Origin of the sequence: Fuscibacter oryzae, from assembly GCF_016765795.1 — a bacterium.
Taxonomy (GTDB): domain Bacteria; phylum Pseudomonadota; class Alphaproteobacteria; order Rhodobacterales; family Rhodobacteraceae; genus Fuscibacter; species Fuscibacter oryzae.
The window spans coordinates 349,793-366,046 of the sequence record NZ_JAESVP010000004.1 but is presented as its reverse complement, the minus strand read 5'-3'; the positions used below and the strand labels follow the sequence as shown (position 1 = coordinate 366,046).

25 protein-coding genes are annotated in these 16,254 nt (G+C 60.7%); all 25 read right to left on the bottom strand.

All coding sequences use genetic code 11. The annotated features are described in order from the left end of the window. Window positions 1-21: 21 nt before the first annotated feature. Window positions 22-1,335, bottom strand: coding sequence for a replication-associated recombination protein A (locus JI744_RS10020; RefSeq protein WP_202660239.1), 1,314 nt, complete (start codon window positions 1,333-1,335; stop codon window positions 22-24). Between the two features lie 32 nt (window positions 1,336-1,367). Further along, window positions 1,368-2,750 carry a trypsin-like peptidase domain-containing protein gene (locus tag JI744_RS10015; RefSeq protein ID WP_202660237.1) on the bottom strand — a complete coding sequence of 461 codons (1,383 nt, stop codon included), beginning with the start codon at window positions 2,748-2,750 and terminating at the stop codon, window positions 1,368-1,370. 64 nt (window positions 2,751-2,814) lie between these two features. Then, window positions 2,815-3,405, bottom strand: coding sequence for an acyl-homoserine-lactone synthase (locus JI744_RS10010; RefSeq protein ID WP_202660235.1), 591 nt, complete (start codon window positions 3,403-3,405; stop codon window positions 2,815-2,817). A gap of 49 nt (window positions 3,406-3,454) precedes the next feature. Then, complete coding sequence (locus JI744_RS10005; RefSeq protein ID WP_202660233.1) at window positions 3,455-4,066, bottom strand: autoinducer binding domain-containing protein; 612 nt, start codon at window positions 4,064-4,066, stop codon at window positions 3,455-3,457. 161 nt (window positions 4,067-4,227) lie between these two features. After that, window positions 4,228-4,647 carry a 50S ribosomal protein L17 gene (gene rplQ, locus JI744_RS10000; RefSeq protein ID WP_202660231.1) on the bottom strand — a complete coding sequence of 140 codons (420 nt, stop codon included), beginning with the start codon at window positions 4,645-4,647 and terminating at the stop codon, window positions 4,228-4,230. 130 nt (window positions 4,648-4,777) lie between these two features. Then, window positions 4,778-5,794 carry a DNA-directed RNA polymerase subunit alpha gene (locus JI744_RS09995; protein ID WP_202660229.1) on the bottom strand — a complete coding sequence of 339 codons (1,017 nt, stop codon included), beginning with the start codon at window positions 5,792-5,794 and terminating at the stop codon, window positions 4,778-4,780. Window positions 5,795-5,910: 116 nt separating this feature from the next. Next, on the bottom strand, window positions 5,911-6,306 hold the full coding sequence (gene rpsK / locus JI744_RS09990) for a 30S ribosomal protein S11 (RefSeq protein WP_202660227.1): 396 nt from the start codon (window positions 6,304-6,306) through the stop codon (window positions 5,911-5,913). A gap of 12 nt (window positions 6,307-6,318) precedes the next feature. Beyond that, the gene (gene rpsM, locus JI744_RS09985) at window positions 6,319-6,687 is read right to left on the bottom strand and encodes a 30S ribosomal protein S13 (RefSeq protein ID WP_202660217.1); all 369 of its coding nucleotides are present in this window, start codon (window positions 6,685-6,687) and stop codon (window positions 6,319-6,321) included. Between the two features lie 189 nt (window positions 6,688-6,876). Then, complete coding sequence (locus JI744_RS09980) at window positions 6,877-7,527, bottom strand: adenylate kinase (RefSeq protein WP_202660215.1); 651 nt, start codon at window positions 7,525-7,527, stop codon at window positions 6,877-6,879. 9 nt (window positions 7,528-7,536) lie between these two features. Further along, entirely contained in the window at window positions 7,537-8,895 is a 1,359-nt protein-coding gene (secY, locus tag JI744_RS09975; protein ID WP_202660213.1) for a preprotein translocase subunit SecY, read from the bottom strand. 100 nt (window positions 8,896-8,995) lie between these two features. After that, window positions 8,996-9,466 (bottom strand): 50S ribosomal protein L15, encoded by a 471-nt coding sequence (gene rplO, locus JI744_RS09970; RefSeq protein ID WP_202660211.1) that lies wholly within the window; start codon window positions 9,464-9,466, stop codon window positions 8,996-8,998. 163 nt (window positions 9,467-9,629) lie between these two features. Further along, the gene (locus JI744_RS09965) at window positions 9,630-10,067 is read right to left on the bottom strand and encodes a GFA family protein (protein WP_202660209.1); all 438 of its coding nucleotides are present in this window, start codon (window positions 10,065-10,067) and stop codon (window positions 9,630-9,632) included. Between the two features lie 166 nt (window positions 10,068-10,233). Next, on the bottom strand, window positions 10,234-10,449 hold the full coding sequence (rpmD, locus tag JI744_RS09960) for a 50S ribosomal protein L30 (RefSeq protein ID WP_202660201.1): 216 nt from the start codon (window positions 10,447-10,449) through the stop codon (window positions 10,234-10,236). A 2-nt stretch (window positions 10,450-10,451) separates the two neighbouring features. Continuing rightward, window positions 10,452-11,030 carry a 30S ribosomal protein S5 gene (rpsE, locus tag JI744_RS09955; RefSeq protein WP_202660200.1) on the bottom strand — a complete coding sequence of 193 codons (579 nt, stop codon included), beginning with the start codon at window positions 11,028-11,030 and terminating at the stop codon, window positions 10,452-10,454. A 120-nt stretch (window positions 11,031-11,150) separates the two neighbouring features. Further along, a complete protein-coding gene (gene rplR / locus JI744_RS09950) occupies window positions 11,151-11,510 on the bottom strand; it encodes a 50S ribosomal protein L18 (RefSeq protein ID WP_202660198.1) in 360 nt (119 codons plus the stop codon). A gap of 11 nt (window positions 11,511-11,521) precedes the next feature. Further along, window positions 11,522-12,055: a 50S ribosomal protein L6 gene (rplF, locus tag JI744_RS09945; protein WP_202660196.1), complete on the bottom strand. Its 534-nt coding sequence runs from the start codon at window positions 12,053-12,055 to the stop codon at window positions 11,522-11,524. Window positions 12,056-12,065: 10 nt separating this feature from the next. After that, a complete protein-coding gene (gene rpsH / locus JI744_RS09940) occupies window positions 12,066-12,464 on the bottom strand; it encodes a 30S ribosomal protein S8 (protein ID WP_202660194.1) in 399 nt (132 codons plus the stop codon). A gap of 12 nt (window positions 12,465-12,476) precedes the next feature. Further along, window positions 12,477-12,782: a 30S ribosomal protein S14 gene (gene rpsN, locus JI744_RS09935; protein WP_202660192.1), complete on the bottom strand. Its 306-nt coding sequence runs from the start codon at window positions 12,780-12,782 to the stop codon at window positions 12,477-12,479. A 17-nt stretch (window positions 12,783-12,799) separates the two neighbouring features. Continuing rightward, window positions 12,800-13,360: a 50S ribosomal protein L5 gene (gene rplE, locus JI744_RS09930; protein ID WP_202660182.1), complete on the bottom strand. Its 561-nt coding sequence runs from the start codon at window positions 13,358-13,360 to the stop codon at window positions 12,800-12,802. Further along, window positions 13,360-13,665: a 50S ribosomal protein L24 gene (gene rplX, locus JI744_RS09925; RefSeq protein WP_202660180.1), complete on the bottom strand. Its 306-nt coding sequence runs from the start codon at window positions 13,663-13,665 to the stop codon at window positions 13,360-13,362. Before rplX ends, rplE begins: the two co-directional genes overlap by 1 nt. Then, window positions 13,665-14,033 carry a 50S ribosomal protein L14 gene (gene rplN, locus JI744_RS09920; RefSeq protein ID WP_202660178.1) on the bottom strand — a complete coding sequence of 123 codons (369 nt, stop codon included), beginning with the start codon at window positions 14,031-14,033 and terminating at the stop codon, window positions 13,665-13,667. Before rplN ends, rplX begins: the two co-directional genes overlap by 1 nt. A 79-nt stretch (window positions 14,034-14,112) precedes the next feature. After that, a complete protein-coding gene (gene rpsQ, locus JI744_RS09915) occupies window positions 14,113-14,346 on the bottom strand; it encodes a 30S ribosomal protein S17 (RefSeq protein ID WP_174212194.1) in 234 nt (77 codons plus the stop codon). Window positions 14,347-14,358: 12 nt separating this feature from the next. Next, window positions 14,359-14,559 carry a 50S ribosomal protein L29 gene (rpmC, locus tag JI744_RS09910; protein ID WP_202660176.1) on the bottom strand — a complete coding sequence of 67 codons (201 nt, stop codon included), beginning with the start codon at window positions 14,557-14,559 and terminating at the stop codon, window positions 14,359-14,361. 517 nt (window positions 14,560-15,076) lie between these two features. After that, window positions 15,077-15,700, bottom strand: a complete 624-nt coding sequence (locus JI744_RS09905; RefSeq protein ID WP_202660174.1) for a TIGR02466 family protein — start codon at window positions 15,698-15,700, stop codon at window positions 15,077-15,079. A gap of 132 nt (window positions 15,701-15,832) precedes the next feature. After that, the gene (gene rplP, locus JI744_RS09900) at window positions 15,833-16,246 is read right to left on the bottom strand and encodes a 50S ribosomal protein L16 (protein WP_202660172.1); all 414 of its coding nucleotides are present in this window, start codon (window positions 16,244-16,246) and stop codon (window positions 15,833-15,835) included. Between the last annotated feature and the right edge of the window lie 8 nt (window positions 16,247-16,254).

The window sequence follows — 16,254 nt, the reverse complement described above, 5'->3', positions numbered from 1 at the left end:
GGGCCGGAAAGTCAAGCGCAGCTAGCTGCTGTGCCGCTTGATGCGCAGTTTGGCAAAGTAATCGACCCGCTTTTTCAGCTCTCGTTCAAACCCGCGTTCAAGCGGGCTGTAGAACACCGGGCGCTTCATGCCCTCGGGGAAATAGTCTTGCCCCGAAAAGCCGTCTTCGGCGTCGTGGTCATAGGCATAGCCCGAGCCATAACCGATGTCCTTCATCAGCCGGGTCGGCGCGTTCAGGATATGCTTGGGCGGCATCAGGCTGCCGGTTTCGCGGGCCGCTGCCCGCGCCGCCTTGTAGGCGGTGTAAATCGCGTTGGATTTCGGGGCCAGCGCCAGATAAGCCACCGCATTGGCCAGCGCCAGTTCCCCTTCGGGGCTGCCCAGCCGTTCATAGGTGTTCCAGGCATCCAGACAGATGCCTTGGGCCTGCGGATCGGCCAGACCGATATCTTCCACCGCCATACGGGTGATGCGGCGGGCCAGAAAGCGGGGGTCTTCGCCGCCTTCCAGCATGCGGGAAAACCAGTAAAGCGCGGCATCCGGGTCGCTGCCGCGCACTGATTTGTGCAAGGCGCTGATCAGGTTGTAATGTTCCTCGCCCGATTTGTCGTAGCGCGCGGCGCGGCGCATCAGACGCTGGGCAAGCTGATCGCGGGTCAGCGGCTTGTCCAGCTTCCACGCCGCGACCTGTTCAATCAGGTTCAAAAGCGCGCGCCCGTCGCCATCGGCCATATCGACCATCGCCTCGCGCGCCTCGCCGGACAAAGGCAGGGCGCGACCCAGTTCCTTTTCGGCGCGCTGGGTCATCCGCTCCAGATCGGCGGGCGATAGGCGTTCCAGCACGATGACCTGAGCGCGGGACAGAAGAGCGGCGTTCAACTCAAAACTGGGATTTTCGGTGGTGGCCCCGACCAGAAGGATGGTGCCATCCTCCATATGGGGCAGAAAACCGTCCTGCTGGGCCTTGTTGAAGCGGTGGATCTCATCCACGAACAAAAGCGTGCCCTGCCCATTCTGCCGACGGATCCTGGCCTGTTCGAACACCTTTTTCAGATCGGGCACGCCGGTGAAAATCGCGCTGATCTGCACAAAGGCCAGATCGGTTTCGGCGGCCAGCAGACGGGCGATTGTGGTCTTGCCCACCCCCGGCGGCCCCCAAAGGATCAGCGACGAAAGACTGCGAGCAGCCAGCATCGCACCCAACGGCCCCTCTGCCCCCAGCACATGGCCCTGCCCGATCACCTCGGCCAGCGTTTTGGGCCGCAACCGATCTGCCAGCGGGCGCGGGGCCTGATGGGTGTTGGGGGTGTGCGGGCTGTCAAACAGGTCGGCCATGTGCCCAAGGTAAGCGCAGCGCGTGCCGACCGCTAGAGGCGGAAACGCAGGCGCAACATCTGGCCTTGCCGCTGAATGTCCAAAACCCAGCGGCGGCCCCCCTGGTTCAAAACCGCCAGCGCCTCGCCGGGGGTTTGAACCGCAACGCCGTTGATCGCCTGCACAAGATCGCCGGGCGCAAGGCCGACACTGGCGGCTATGTCCTCGGCCTTGGCTACCAGCACACCCTTTGCATCGGCAGGTAGGTCATATTCGGCGATAACGGCGGGGTTGATGCGCAACAGCGTGGCCCCACGCAGCGCAACATCCTGCGTGATCGCCGTCTCTTGTCGGGGTGGATCGTCGGGCGGCGGTGCAAGGGTCAGCGTCGTCGTTGTCTCTTGCCCGCCCCGCAGAAAGCTGACCGGGATCGTGGCCCCTACACCAAGGGTATTCAGGCGGAACATCATCTCTTGCGGGGTGTTCGTGTCAAAAGCACCCAGCCGGATCACGACATCGCCGGGCTTCATCCCCGCCGCCGTGAACGGGCTAAGGGAGTGCAGTGTGGTCAGCACAACCCCATGCGGCAACGGCATGTCCATAGCCTCGGCCATCGCAGCATCAACCTCTTGCCCGGACACACCTGCCCAGGGCTTCTGGAACCGGGTCGCACCATCGCGTGCCTGCTTCAGCACCACCGAGACCAGATTGGACGGAATGGCAAAGCCGATGCCATTCGACCCGCCGCCCTTGGTCAGAATCGCCGTGTTAATCCCGATCAGCGCGCCGTTCATATCCACCAGCGCCCCGCCGGAATTGCCGGGATTGATCGGCGCGTCGGTCTGGATGAAATATCCCCGCCCGTCGCCCACCGACAGGGTAGAGCGCGCCAGCCCCGAAACGATGCCGGAGGAGACCGTCTGCCCCACTCCGAACGGATTGCCGATGGCCAGGACAAGATCACCCACTTGCAACGCATCGGAATCCTGCAAGGGCAGCGCGGGCAGCCCTGTCGCCCCCTGCAATTGCAGCACCGCCAGATCAACGCTTTGGTCGGCCAACAGCACCTTGGCCGGGTATTCGCGCCGGTCGGTCAAAACAACGCGGATATCTGTGGCCTGTTCGACAACGTGATAGTTCGACACCACGATGCCATCCGCCCCCACAATCACACCGGAGCCCAGTGAATTCTGCACCCGGGGCGTTACCGGCCCAAGGTCACGAAAGAACTGGTCGAAGAACGGATCACCCGAGAACGGGCTGCTGCGGTCTTGCACAATGCGCGTGGCGTAGATGTTCACCACCGCCGGCGCGGCGGCTTTCACAACCGGCGCGAAGGACAGTTGCACCTGTGGCAGGCTTTGCGGCACCGCCGTTTCGGCCAAGGCCATCAGGGGCAGACAGATGACAAGGCAAAGGGCTGAAAGGCGGCGCATGTGACCTCCGATTTTGCCGGGACGCTGACGCGACCCCGCGCAATTGGTGCCATGCAGGCGCGCGCTAGTGAAGCGTGCTGGAGAAATCCATCATCACGACCTGGTTATCGATGCCATCAATTTCCAGCACCGGCCCCATCGCCTTCATCTTGACGCCAACCCGGTCCGCCCAGCGTGGCCAGGTGGCGGACAACAGCGTCAGGCAATGGGTCGCCCCAAGGCCACGCACCGTATCGCCCAATTGGGAAATCAGTTGCGCATGAACCCTGCGGCGGATGACTGCGGGCACGTCATGCGCCACGAACAGACGAGAGCTTTCCCAGATATGCTCGGCAACCGGGGCTTCGTCATAAAGCAGCGTATCGGGAATCGTATCCAGCAACCCCCGCTGCGCATCGCGTATCATATAGCTGTAGATGCCGCACTGCGCCGTCGTGGGCGTCAGGCGGTTGCCGGCCATGACCTTGCCGTCTTCGTCATGCACAACAACCCACCGACTGGCGGGCGTGTCGTACTGATCGTACTCCATCCCCAAGGCCTCGGGCAGCTTCCACTTGTTATGCACGATGAAAAGCTCTCGCCGGGCGCGCAGCATGTTGGCGAACAGTTCGCCATGCTGGTGCAGATTAGCGAACGAGAGCGTGGTTGTCAGCATGGCAGGCTCCTTCGGGGTTGATGGCAGTCACTCCACGCGGGGGTCATCTTTACATCAAACGATAGTCTTTGGCCCGTTGAATGGCCTCGGCGGTGGTGCGCGCCATCAACCGGATTCGGGCAGAGGTGATTCTGGCCTTCAGCGCGCTTTCCGAAATGCCCAGCTTGGCAGCCGCCGCCGCAATGCGGTCCCCCCCGGCAATACAGCGCAGCGCCTCGATCTGGGCCTTGGTCAGTTCTTCCGGCGGCTCGGTCATGTCGTGCATCCGCAGGACAATCCCCTCGATCGCCGAAATTTCCTCGTCAGAGAATTCCCGGTCAGCCCGGCTGAACGACGCAATGGTCCGCGACTTGATCGGCCCGCAAGCGATGGTTGCGCCAAACAGCAGGCCGTATTTCGCCGCCTCTTTGAACAGACTGAACGGATCGGGCAGGGACCGATCACTCCACCGGATGGTTCCCGTGGTCGAAAACCCCCAGGCAACCATGGGATCGCGCAGGACATAACCATTCTCGGTGTAATGATCCTGCCACGACTGATCATAGGTCTGAAACATGAACAGCGGCGATGTGAAGCGGATATGCAGGCCGATGGAATACCCCCCCGGCGCAAAAAGCGTCAGTTGGTGCAGTTCCCGATCAAGCGCAAGCTTCACTGTCATGACGATTTGGATACCTTTACGAATCTAGAGCAACTTTAAATTGCATGGCGCGGTTGTCCATGCACATTCATCAGCGCTACATTCGAAAAGCCATGCAAAACCTTGCCAAGCAATAAAAAAAGCCCGCCCATGGCGGACTTTTCCACAGGCTGTTGCCTGAATTACTCTTCCGCAGCTTCTTCAGCAGCTGTGCGGGCGTGGTCCGCAGCGCCCTTGGCCGAAGGATCACGGTCAACAAATTCGATGATTGCCATCGGTGCCATGTCGCCATAGCGGAAACCGGCCTTCAGGATACGGATATAACCACCCTGACGGTCCTTGTAGCGCGGGCCAAGGATTTCGAACAGGCGCGCGACGTGCTTGTCTTCCTTGAGCTGCGCATCAGCCTGACGACGTGCGTGCAGGTCGCCACGCTTGGCCAGCGTGATCAGCTTTTCGACGATCGGGCGCAGTTCCTTGGCCTTTGGCAAGGTGGTCTTGATCTGCTCATGCTCGATCAGGGCGCCGGACATGTTGGCGAACATGGCCTTGCGGTGTTCGTGGGTGCGGTTCAGACGGCGATAGCCGCGGGCGTGACGCATGGTAATCTCCTATAGCGTGTTTTGCTTTGTGTTGCCGGATTGCGTTGACCCGACGTCGTTGGGGCGGAATTGCCCATGCTTTCCCCGGCTGTCCGGGCATTTGCGGGGGGCTTTGCAGCCCCCCTTGTTCTTAGAACTGGTCTTCGAAGCGCTTGGCCAGATCTTCGATGTTCTCCGGCGGCCAATCTTCGACCTCCATGCCCAGGTGCAGCCCCATGCCCGACAGCACTTCCTTGATTTCGTTCAAGGACTTGCGGCCAAAGTTCGGCGTGCGCAGCATTTCGGCTTCGGTTTTCTGGATCAGATCGCCGATGTAAACGATGTTGTCGTTTTTCAGGCAGTTGGCCGAACGGACCGACAGTTCCAGCTCATCAACCTTCTTCAGCAGAAGCGGGTTGAATTCCAGACCCGAGTCGATCTCACCAGCCTTGGCAGCTTCCGGCTCGTCGAAGTTGACGAAGATCGCCAGTTGGTCCTGAAGAATGCGCGCGGCATAGGCCACGGCATCATCTGGGGTCAGTGAGCCGTCGGTTTCGATCTTCATGGTCAGCTTGTCATAATCCAGCACCTGACCCTCGCGGGTGGGCTGCACTTCGTAGCTGACCTTCTTGACCGGCGAATAGATCGCATCGATCGGAATCAGGCCGATGGGCGCATCTTCCGGGCGGTTCTTGTCGGCCGAGACATAGCCCTTGCCGGTCGAAACCGTCAGTTCCATGTACACGTCGGCGCCATCATCAAGGTGGCAGATCACATGGTCCTTGTTCAGAACCTCGATCCCGTTGGTTTCCGAAATGTCGCCAGCCGTCACGACGCCCGGCCCCTTGGCAGAGATCGACAGGCGCTTGGGCCCCTCGACTTCCATCTTCAGGGAAACGCCCTTCAGGTTCAGAACGATGTCGGTCACGTCTTCACGCACACCAGCAACGCTTGAAAACTCGTGCAGGACGTTGTCGATCTGCACCGAAGTGATGGCCGCGCCCTGCAACGAGGACAGCAGCACCCGGCGCAGGGCGTTGCCCAGCGTCAGACCAAAGCCGCGTTCCAGCGGTTCGGCAATAACCGTGGCGACGCGATTCGCATCCGGCCCGGCCTTGACGACCAATTGCGGCGGCTTGATCAGCTCTTGCCAGTTCTTGTGGATCATGGACTTCCCTCCATTCCAGTCGCCTGCCCATGTCCGGTAAAAGCAGGAGACGCCCGAGGTTCAGAAATAAGCAAGTCGGGCCATGCGAAGGCATGGCCCGACCCTATGAAAGGCGATCAGACGCGGCGGCGCTTTGGCGGGCGGCAGCCATTGTGCGCCAGGGGCGTCACATCGCGGATCGAAGTGATGTTGAAGCCAACCGCAGCCAGCGCGCGCAGCGCCGATTCACGGCCCGAACCGGGGCCCTGCACTTCGACTTCAAGCGTTTTCACGCCATGTTCCTGCGCCTTGCGGCCCGCGTCTTCAGCGGCCATCTGGGCGGCATAGGGGGTCGATTTACGCGACCCCTTGAACCCCATGGTGCCGGCCGACGACCACGAAATGGCGTTGCCCTGCACGTCAGAGATCAGGATCTTGGTGTTGTTGAACGACGAGTTTACATGCGCCACACCAGCGGCGATGTTCTTGCGTTCTTTTTTCTTGGTGCGGGCGGTTTTGGTATCACGTGCCATGGTTGCGCCCTCTTATTTCTTCTTGCCGGCAATGGCCTTTGCGGGGCCTTTGCGGGTGCGAGCGTTGGTGTGGGTGCGTTGGCCGCGGACCGGCAGGCCCTTGCGGTGACGCAGGCCGCGATAGCAGCCAAGGTCCATCAAACGCTTGATGTTCATCGAAACTTCACGGCGCAGGTCGCCCTCGACGGTGAAGTTGGCGTCGATGTATTCGCGAATCGCGAGAACTTCGGCGTCCGTGAGCTGGTTCACGCGGCGCGCAGGCTCAATCTTGAGCGCTTCGCAGATCTGGGCCGCAGAATGCGAACCGATGCCGGTGATGTAGGTCAGCGCGATCGGGACGCGCTTTTGGGTCGGGATGTTGACGCCAGCAATACGTGCCACGCGTAGCTTCCTTTCGGTTGCGGTTCCGTTTTGCCAGAACCTTTTTTCACAACTGCCCCGGCGGACCGGGGCAACGATCTTCCCGCGCCTCTTGCGAAACAACGAGAAACCCGACAGCGGGCGATTCCGCAGCGGGACGCCGTGCTGTAAGGGCTTTCCGGCGGGCCGTCAAGCGGCCCGACCCGGATTTCATGCCTTGTCAAGAACTTTCGAGACGGCCGCCGCAACAGCGTCCATTTCTGCCAGCCCGTCCACCGACGAAAGCTGCCCCTTGGCATAGTAATAGCCGATCAGGGGCGAGGTTTTCTTGTAGTATTCCATGAGGCGCGTCTTGAGCGCATCCTCATTGTCATCGGCCCGGCGTCGCAGGTCGTGGCTGCCGCAGGCGTCACAAGTTTCGGCGACGGCCGGCGGCTTGGTCACATCATGATAGACCGCACCACAATTGCCGCAGGTAAAGCGCCCGGTGATGCGGGCGACCAGCGCCGCATCATCGACTTGCATCTCGATCACGGCATCCAGCTTTTGGCCGGTCTTCGCCAAAAGGTCGCCCAAGGCATCGGCCTGCTTCAACGTGCGCGGAAAGCCGTCAAAGATGAAGCCGCCGCCCGCGCCCTGCCCGATCTTTTCCTCGATCAGGCCAATGACGATCTCATCCGTGACCAGCTCACCCCGGTCCATTATGGCCGATACGCGCTTGCCCATCTCGGTGCCCGAGGTTTTGGCCTCGCGCAGCATGTCGCCGGTGGACAGTTGCACCATGGCGCGTTCGTCCACCAGCCGCTTGGCCTGCGTGCCTTTACCGGCCCCGGGCGGCCCGAGAAGAATGATATTCGTCATTGTCTCTCCTTAGCGACGCGCGGGGGCCTTGGGGGCACTGCGCTTTTTGCCGCGCAGGTTCGACTTTTCAATCAGACCTTCGTACTGATGCGCCAGAAGGTGCGACTGGATCTGGTTGATCGTATCCATCGTCACCGACACCACGATCAGCACCGAGGTGCCGCCGAAGTAGAACGGCACCGAGAAGGTATCGCGCAGAATTTCCGGCAGCAGACAGATCAGCGCCAGATAGGCCGACCCCAGCACCAGAATGCGGGTGACGACATAGTGCAGATACTCTTCGGTCTTCTTTCCGGGGCGGATGCCAGGGATAAAGCCACTTTGGTTCTTGAGGTTCTCGGCCACATCATCCGTCTTGAACGAGACGTTGTAGGTGTAGAAATAGGCGAAGAACACGATCATCGAGATGAAGAACACCAGATACAGCGGCTGTCCGGGGCCGAAATAGGCCAGAATCGTGGACATGATCGGCCCGGTCTGCGCACCCGAAAAGGTCGAGATCGTGGTCGGCAGCAACAGCAGCGACGAGGCGAAGATCGCGGGAATAACGCCCGCCGGATTGACCTTGATCGGCAGGTGCGAAGAGCCGCCGTCATACACCTTCATGCCCACCTGACGGCGGGGATACTGGATATGGATCTTGCGTAGCGCGCGCTCCATGAAGACGACCGCCGCAATGACCACGACAACCATGATCAGCACACCGATGATGACCGGCGTTGCAATGCTGCCCGCACGACCTGCGCTAAAGAACTGCGCCAGCGCACGCGGAATTTCGGCAACGATGCCGACAAAGATGATCAGCGAGGTGCCGTTGCCGATGCCGCGCGCGGTGATCTGTTCGCCCAGCCACATCAGGAACATGGTCCCGCCGACCAGCGTGATCACGCAGGACAGGGTAAAGAACAGGCCCGGCGTATGTGCCAGCCCCCCCGCCTGGATCGAGGCGGCAATGCCCCAGCCCTGAAAGGTCGCCAGTGCCACCGTGCCGTAGCGGGTGTACTGGTTCATCTTCTTGCGGCCCTGCTCACCCTCTTTCTTCATCGCTTCCCAGGCGGGAATCATCGAGGACAAAAGCTGGATGATGATCGAGGCCGAGATGTAGGGCATGATGCCAAGGGCAAAAATCCCCATGCGCTTGATCGCACCGCCGGTGAACAGCGAGAGCATCCCGCCGATCCCCTGACCCGCACGGTCCATGAAGTTGCGCAGCGCTTCGGCGTCAATGCCGGGAACCGGCACATAGGTGCCGAGGCGATAGACGATCAGAAGGCCAAGCGTGAAGAAGATGCGCTGGCGCAGGTCGGTCGCCTTGCCAAGCGCCCCCCACGACAGGTTCGCCGCCATTTGCTCTGCAGCAGATGCCATGTCCGGTCTCTTTCATGACTGCGCCGCCGAACCGTTCTCCGGTCGGCGGCGCGGGAAAACTTGGATGGATTTAAGCGGTCTTGCGTCCGCTCACAACCCGTTATTCCGCCGCATCGGCCTTGACAGTGATCGAACCGCCCGCAGCCTTGATCGCCTCGACCGCCGAAGCCGAAGCGCCGGTGACGCTCAGCTTGACCGCCGACTTGATTTCACCCTTGGCCAGAATGCGGATACCGTCGCGCTTGATCGCGGTCAGGCCGGCTGCAACCAGCGCGTCCTCGGTGATCTCTGCCTTAATGTCCAGCTTGCCGGCTTCGATGAACTTCTGGATCAGGCCCAGGTTGACCACCGAGTAATGCAGCTTGTTCGGCTTGTTGAAGCCGCGCTTCGGCAGGCGGCGGTACAGCGGCATCTGGCCGCCTTCGTAACCACCCAAAGCCACGCCCGAACGCGATTTCTGGCCCTTGATACCACGGCCAGCAGTCTTGCCCTTGCCCGAACCGGGACCACGGGCAACGCGTTTCTGCTTTTTGGCCGCGCCGTCGTTGTCGCGGAGTTCATTCAGTTTCATGTCGCTTCTCCTTGCCGGAAACGCCCCCGAAGCGAAAACGGGGCGACCACGGCTTTTCTTGATTGTGAGTCGTGACCTTTGTGGCCACCGGGGGCGTATAGAGGGCGGCTCACATCTTTGCAAGCGCGGGATGGGCGGCAGTTATGGCCCATCCCGCATTGTGTCATGCCCCCTTGGGCCACACAAAGTCCGGCCGCAGTCCTTCATACACCGGGCGGCCGTCATCGGGCTTCGCATAGCCCTTCGACGTGTCATAGAACGCGTGATAAGTCGCCTTGGGGAAATTGGCGTCGTCATAGCCCATCACATTCGGCACGGCGACACGGATTCGGTGCTGCTTGTCGTCCAGCATGATCGCCACCCCGCAATCGGTGCAAAGGCAGATTTCCAGCGGGCCGTCGGGGTTGTCCTTGTTGAAAGGCACCCGCTTCAGCTTTTCGGGATGATCCACCTCCAGATCAGCATAGTTGAAGAAGGCAACATGCGTCGTCTGCTGTCCCGTCACACCCTTGCAGACGTTGCAGTGGCAAACGTGGTTGTCGATCGGGCCTGCCTTGGCATGGGTATGCACATGGGCGCAGCCGCCGTTGAGTTCCGCCATTTTGTCCTCCTCCCAAAGGAATGTGCCGGATGGCAACGGGGGCAGCTTACCCCAACGTCAGGGATTCGGGAGCAAGATTGCGACATCGACAAACGCAAACACCCCGGCCTTGCGACCGGGGTGCCTGATTTCTGCGGCAGAAGCGTGCTATGCACGCAGCTTGGTTTTAGCCTCGCTCTTCGATGATCTGCACCAGATGCGCGATCTTGTTGACCATGCCGCGCACAGCCGGGGTATCTTCCAGCTCGCGGGTGCGGTTCATCTTGTTCAGGCCCAGCCCCTTGAGGGTCGCGGTCTGAACGGCAGGGCGGCGGGCGGCGGAAGCCACCTGCTTGACCACGATGGTCTTCTTGGCCGGAGCCTCGGTTTTCTTCGCAGCCATGATCAAGCCTCCACTGCTTCAGCTTCGGGCTTCTTCAGAATCTCGGCCACTTTCTTGCCGCGGCGAGCCGCAACCTGACGGGGCGAGGTTTCCGACTTCAGACCATCAATGGTCGCGCGGATCATGTTGTAGGGGTTCTGCGACCCGATCGACTTGGCCACGACGTCCTGAATGCCCAGCATTTCGAACACGGCGCGCATCGGGCCACCGGCGATGATGCCCGTACCGGCAACAGCCGTCCGCATCACGACTTTACCAGCGCCATGACGGCCTTCCATGTCGTGGTGCAGGGTGCGGGCGTCCTTCAGCGGCACGCGGATGAGCGAGCGCTTGGCCTGCTCGGTCGCCTTGCGGATCGCTTCCGGCACTTCCTTGGCCTTGCCCTTGCCAAAGCCGACGCGACCACGCTGGTCACCGACCACGACCAAGGCTGCAAAGCCAAAGCGCTTGCCACCCTTTACGGTTTTCGAAACACGGTTGATCGCGACCAGACGGTCGGCGAATTCCGGGGTTTCCTCGGGACGGTTGTCGCGGCGGTCATTGCCCCCACGATTGTCCCGGCGGTTTTCACGTTCTGCCATAAGGCATTCCTTCACTGGTGGCGCGCGCAGCGCCGGTGTCACCAATCCTGGTGCGCCGGATCAGGTCCGGGGCCCGGATCATCGGGGCGGCGCATCCATAAGACGCGCCGCCCGCTGATTTTAGAACTTCAGGCCACCTTCACGGGCAGCATCGGCCAAAGCCTTGATCTTGCCGTGAAACAGGAAGCCACCGCGGTCGAAGTAGCACTCTTCCACGCCAGCCTTCTTGGCCCGCTCGGCAATTGCCGCGCCAACCTTGGCCGCCGCTTCGACGTTGTTCTGACCGACCACACCCAGATCTTTCTCCAGGGTGGAGGCTGCCGCAACGGTCACGCCCTTGGCATCGTCGATCAACTGGACCGAGATGTTCTTGGACGAGCGGTGCACCGAAAGACGAAGACGGCCAGCCGACGTCGCCTTGATTTTGTTCCGTACGCGCAGGCGGCGCTTGAGGAACAGCTCTCGTTTGTTCAAAGCCATTTTTGCGCCCCTTACTTCTTCTTGCCTTCCTTGCGGAAGACGAACTCGCCCTTATAGCGGATACCCTTGCCCTTATAGGGCTCGGGACGACGCCATTCGCGGATGTTCGCTGCCACTTGGCCGACTTGTTGCTGGTCAATACCTTCCACCGAAATTTCGGTCGGCTTCGTCGAGGTCACGGTGACCCCTTTCGGCACTTCGAAATTCACTTCGTGGCTGTAGCCCAGCGAAAGCTTCAGGATGTTGCCCTGAACAGCGGCGCGGTAACCAACGCCCTGAATTTCCAGATCCGACTTGAAGCCGGTGGTGACGCCAGTCACCAAGTTCTGGATCATCGAGCGGGTCATGCCCCACTGTTGACGAGCGCGCTTGGAGAGACCACGCGGCGTGACCTTCACAGCTTCGGCTTCGATCGTGATGGTCACGTCGTCGCCAGCGGTGAACGAACGGGTGCCTTTCGGACCCTTCACTTCGATGGTCTGGCCGGACAGGGACGCCGAAACGCCCTTGACCAGCTCTACGGGTTTTCTGCCGATACGAGACATGGACCCCTCCTCAGAATACGGTGCAAAGCACTTCGCCGCCAACATTGGCCGCGCGTGCATTTGCATCCGACATGACGCCCTTGGGCGTCGAGACGATGGAGACACCCAGGCCATTGCGGACCGTAGGGATTTCCTTGACGCCCATGTACACACGACGACCGGGCTTCGACACGCGCTTGACTTCGCGGATCACCGGGGTGCCTTCGTAGTACTTGAGGCTGATTTCAAACTCGCCCTGGCCATTGGCCGTGGCTTTCTTTTCATAGCCACGGATGTAGCCTTCCGACAGCAGCACGTCCAGAACACGGGCGCGCAGCGTCGAAGCGGGCGACACGACGGTGGACTTGCCACGCATCGAGGCGTTGCGAATGCGGGTCAGCATATCGCCGATAGGATCGTTCATCGACATCGTGCGATCTCCTTACCAGCTCGACTTGACCATGCCGGGGATCTGACCGAACGAGGCCAGTTCACGCAGCATGATGCGGCTGAGTTTGAGCTTGCGATAGAACGCATGCGGACGGCCCGTCAGCTGGCAGCGGTTGTGCAGCCGGGTGGCGGAGGAGTTGCGGGGCAGCTGGGCCAGCTTCTGAGTCGCCTTGAAGCGCTCTTCGATCGGCTTTGCCTGGTCGTGGATGACCGTCTTCAGTGCGGCGCGCTTGGCAGCATGTTGCTTGACCAGCTTGGCGCGCTTCACTTCGCGGTTCACCATGGATTTCTTTGCCATGAGTTTTTCCTCGCGCGTCAGTTGGAGAAGGGCATGCTGAAAAGCTTCAGCAGCGCCTTGGCTTCCGCGTCGGTCTTCGCGGTGGTGCAGATGATGATGTCCATGCCGAGAACTTCATCGACCTTGTCGAAGTTGATCTCGGGGAACACGATGTGTTCTTTCAAACCCATCGCGTAGTTGCCGCGGCCATCAAACGAGTTGCCTTTCACGCCGCGGAAGTCGCGGACGCGGGGCAGAGCCACGTTGACCAGACGGTCGAGGAATTCATACATCCGGTCGCCGCGCAGGGTGACCTTGGTGCCCAGCGGCATCTCTTCACGGACGCGGAAGCCGGCGATCGACTTCTTGGCCTTGGTGATGACAGCCTTCTGGCCGGCGATCAGCGTCAGTTCCTCGGCGGCCTGCTTGACCTTCTTGGTATCTTTGACGGCTTCGCCGACGCCCATGTTCAGGACGATCTTGTCCAGACGCGGGATCATCATGTCGTTCTTGTAGGCGAACTCTTCTTTCAGAGCGGCCCGGTAGGACGACTTGTACAGCGCCTTGAGGCGCGGGGTGTAAGTGGCTTGATCCAGCATCAGATCGCCTCCCCGGTGGTCTTGGCGTAGCGAACCTTCTTGTCGCCTTCCATGCGGAAGCCGACGCGGGTTGCCTTGCCGTTCTTGTCAACGGCCGACAGGTTCGACAGATCGATCGGCAGGGCCTTGGCCAGGCGGCCGCCTTGCGAGGTCTGCGACTGTTTGGTGTGGCGGATGGCGACGTTCACGCCCTCGACCACGGCCTTGTTGTCCTTGGGCGAGACCGAGGTGATTTCACCCTTCTTGCCCTTGTCCTTGCCGGTCAGCACGACGACCGTATCACCCTTGCGGAGTTTCGCAGCCATTACAGCACCTCCGGCGCAAGCGAGATGATCTTCATGAAGTTCTTCGCACGCAGTTCACGCACGACCGGCCCGAAGATACGGGTGCCGACCGGCTCCATCTGCTTGTTCAGAATGACGGCAGCGTTCCGGTCGAACCGGATCGCGGTGCCATCTTCACGGCGAACTTCCTTGGCGGTGCGAACGACGACGGCTTTATGCACGTCACCCTTCTTCACGCGGCCCTTAGGAATCGCTTCTTTCACCGACACCACGATGATGTCGCCGACCGAAGCATAACGGCGGTGCGAACCGCCAAGAACCTTGATGCACTGAACTCGGCGAGCGCCGGAGTTGTCAGCTACATCCAGATTCGTCTGCATCTGGATCATTTGGTTTCTCCCGACCTTTGGGGACGCCGTGCAGACAGCGCCCCAGGGTTTCGATCATCGCTGACCGGTTACGTCTGGCTTACGCCTCGACAACGACCGTCCAACGCTTGGTCTTCGAAATCGGCGCGCACTCTTCAATGCGAACGGTGTCACCGACCTTGAACTTGTTTGCTTCGTCGTGAGCCCGGTACTTCTTGGACTTACGGACGGTCTTTTGCAGCAGCGGGTGCTTGAAGCGGCGCTCGACGAGAACGGTGATGGTCTGCTCGTTCTTGTCCGAGGTCACGACACCTTGCAGGATACGCTTGGGCATTTGTCGGTCCTCTTACTTCGCGGCTTCAGCGGCTTTGGCGTTCAGCACCGTCTTGATGCGGGCCACGTCACGACGGACGGCCTTCATGCGGGCGGTGTTTTCCAACTGGTTCGTGGCCTGCTGGAAACGCAGGTTGAAGGCTTCTTTCTTCAGCGCGACAAGGCTGTCACGCAGTTGGTCGGGGGTCTTCCCGATCAGTTCCTTGGCGGTCATGCGCCTTTTCCTTTTGACAATCGCCAGACGGCCCCCTGTTGAAAGGGTCACCGGAGACCTGGCGGATCAATGACAAACCACCGAATCCGAGTCGCCCCGGAGCCGTGGATGCGCCCGTATAGGGGGGAAGGGCTGGGGTGGCAAGGGGGAAGTTGTCCGGCGACCGGAAGACCTACAGGTGTCAGCAGCCTTCATGTGCGACATTGATCTCGGCGGACCATGCGCTCAAGGAACGCAGAGATTATCGCAATGGGAACGACCAGAATGGCGCCCGCCCCCACACTAAATAACGTCACGGCAACTCCGCTTCTGACCAAACCAACCTGAGAACAGAGATTCCCCTTTAGCCAATCCACGTCACACCGAAGCGCCCAAAACACCAAGAACCCTATGGCCCCAACAAGCGGAAGGATCGCCCAACCGCAAAGCAGAAATCTTGCGGCGTTGCTACGGCACAATCCGCCAAGCAACATCGCCAGCATTGAGATCGCTAGAAGGGCTAGACCTTCGAGCAATGCTATGCCCACCCATAGTTGAAACTCACCGAAATCCGCTCATCCTCGGCCATGTTCATCGGCACCTCATGGCGCAGCCAGCTTTCCCACAGCAACACATCACCGACCTTGGGCTGCACATAGACGAACCGCTGGAGCTCCTGCCCCGCGTTCTTGCGCACCACGGGCGCCATCATCATCATCGGCAGGCGCGGGTCTTCCAGTTTCAGGGCGCTGGTGCCTTCGGGCATCGCCACATAGGTCGTGCCGGAAATCACCGAATGGGGGTGAATGTGGCTGGCGTGGGTGCCGCCTTCGGGCAGGATGTTGATCCAGAGCGAATTGCACTTCAGCTTTTTGCCCTGAAGGTCAAAGCCCAGATCGTCGCAAAAGGCCGCGACGTGTTTATCCAGCGCCTTTTCCAGATCGCCAAAGATCGGGAACCGCCAGGGCAGGTCATCCAGCGAGGCATAGCTGGTATAGCCCGGATAGCCATTGGCCTCGCACCATTCCTGCCCGGCGTCGTCATCTTCGGCGATGGCGTCGCAGGAAGAGCGCAGCTCGTCATAATTGACCTTCTTTTTCGCAAGGTCATTCAGGGCAGAGCGGTAAAGGCGGGTGACGAAAAGCGAGGTGATTTCGGGCATGGCGGTCTCTCACGGATGGGCGCGTTGGGCGCTGTCTAGCATTGCCGCGCTGGCATGAACATCCGCCAACGAAAAGCCCCCGGCGATTGCGCGCCGGGGGCCGATACTTTCACGGCGCAGGGCCGACCGGATTTACCAGTCTTCCTTGGCCACGATACGGGTGGTGACCGGCAGCTTCATCGCGCCAAGGCGCAGGGCCTCACGCGCGATTTCTTCGTTCACGCCGTCGATCTCGAACATGATCCGGCCGGGTTTGACCTTGGCCGCCCAGTAATCGGTCGAACCTTTGCCCTTACCCATACGAACTTCGACAGGCTTGGCCGAGACCGGAACATCCGGGAAAATCCGGATCCAGACACGACCCTGACGCTTCATGTGGCGGGTGATCGCGCGGCGGGCCGCTTCGATCTGACGCGCCGTCACACGCTCCGGTTCGGTCGCTTTCAGGGCGAACGACCCGAAGTTCAGCAGGAACCCACCCTTGGCTTCGCCATGGATGCGGCCCTTGTGCATCTTGCGGAACTTAGTGCGCTTTGGTTGCAGCATCTTTTCTA

Bases quoted from the DNA above. Each gene is read 5' to 3' on its own strand.
- JI744_RS10020 (WP_202660239.1), bottom strand. From the start codon at position 1,335: ATGGCCGACCTGTTTGACAGCCCGCACACCCCCAACACCCATCAGGCC.
- JI744_RS10015 (WP_202660237.1), bottom strand. From the start codon at position 2,750: ATGCGCCGCCTTTCAGCCCTTTGCCTTGTCATCTGTCTGCCCCTGATG.
- JI744_RS10010 (WP_202660235.1), bottom strand. From the start codon at position 3,405: ATGCTGACAACCACGCTCTCGTTCGCTAATCTGCACCAGCATGGCGAA.
- JI744_RS10005 (WP_202660233.1), bottom strand. From the start codon at position 4,066: ATGACAGTGAAGCTTGCGCTTGATCGGGAACTGCACCAACTGACGCTT.
- rplQ (WP_202660231.1), bottom strand. From the start codon at position 4,647: ATGCGTCACGCCCGCGGCTATCGCCGTCTGAACCGCACCCACGAACAC.
- JI744_RS09995 (WP_202660229.1), bottom strand. From the start codon at position 5,794: ATGATCCACAAGAACTGGCAAGAGCTGATCAAGCCGCCGCAATTGGTC.
- rpsK (WP_202660227.1), bottom strand. From the start codon at position 6,306: ATGGCACGTGATACCAAAACCGCCCGCACCAAGAAAAAAGAACGCAAG.
- JI744_RS09980 (WP_202660215.1), bottom strand. From the start codon at position 7,527: ATGACGAATATCATTCTTCTCGGGCCGCCCGGGGCCGGTAAAGGCACG.
- secY (WP_202660213.1), bottom strand. From the start codon at position 8,895: ATGGCATCTGCTGCAGAGCAAATGGCGGCGAACCTGTCGTGGGGGGCG.
- rplO (WP_202660211.1), bottom strand. From the start codon at position 9,466: ATGAAACTGAATGAACTCCGCGACAACGACGGCGCGGCCAAAAAGCAG.
- JI744_RS09965 (WP_202660209.1), bottom strand. From the start codon at position 10,067: ATGGCGGAACTCAACGGCGGCTGCGCCCATGTGCATACCCATGCCAAG.
- rpmD (WP_202660201.1), bottom strand. From the start codon at position 10,449: ATGGCTGCGAAGAAAACCGAGGCTCCGGCCAAGAAGACCATCGTGGTC.
- rpsE (WP_202660200.1), bottom strand. From the start codon at position 11,030: ATGGCAGAACGTGAAAACCGCCGGGACAATCGTGGGGGCAATGACCGC.
- rplR (WP_202660198.1), bottom strand. From the start codon at position 11,510: ATGGCTTTGAACAAACGAGAGCTGTTCCTCAAGCGCCGCCTGCGCGTA.
- rplF (WP_202660196.1), bottom strand. From the start codon at position 12,055: ATGTCTCGTATCGGCAGAAAACCCGTAGAGCTGGTCAAGGGCGTTTCG.
- rpsH (WP_202660194.1), bottom strand. From the start codon at position 12,464: ATGTCGATGAACGATCCTATCGGCGATATGCTGACCCGCATTCGCAAC.
- rpsN (WP_202660192.1), bottom strand. From the start codon at position 12,782: ATGGCAAAGAAATCCATGGTGAACCGCGAAGTGAAGCGCGCCAAGCTG.
- rplE (WP_202660182.1), bottom strand. From the start codon at position 13,360: ATGCTGGATCAAGCCACTTACACCCCGCGCCTCAAGGCGCTGTACAAG.
- rplX (WP_202660180.1), bottom strand. From the start codon at position 13,665: ATGGCTGCGAAACTCCGCAAGGGTGATACGGTCGTCGTGCTGACCGGC.
- rplN (WP_202660178.1), bottom strand. From the start codon at position 14,033: ATGATCCAGATGCAGACGAATCTGGATGTAGCTGACAACTCCGGCGCT.
- rpsQ (WP_174212194.1), bottom strand. From the start codon at position 14,346: ATGCCCAAGCGTATCCTGCAAGGTGTCGTGACCTCGGACAAGAACGAG.
- rpmC (WP_202660176.1), bottom strand. From the start codon at position 14,559: ATGACCGCCAAGGAACTGATCGGGAAGACCCCCGACCAACTGCGTGAC.
- JI744_RS09905 (WP_202660174.1), bottom strand. From the start codon at position 15,700: ATGCCCGAAATCACCTCGCTTTTCGTCACCCGCCTTTACCGCTCTGCC.
- rplP (WP_202660172.1), bottom strand. From the start codon at position 16,246: ATGCTGCAACCAAAGCGCACTAAGTTCCGCAAGATGCACAAGGGCCGC.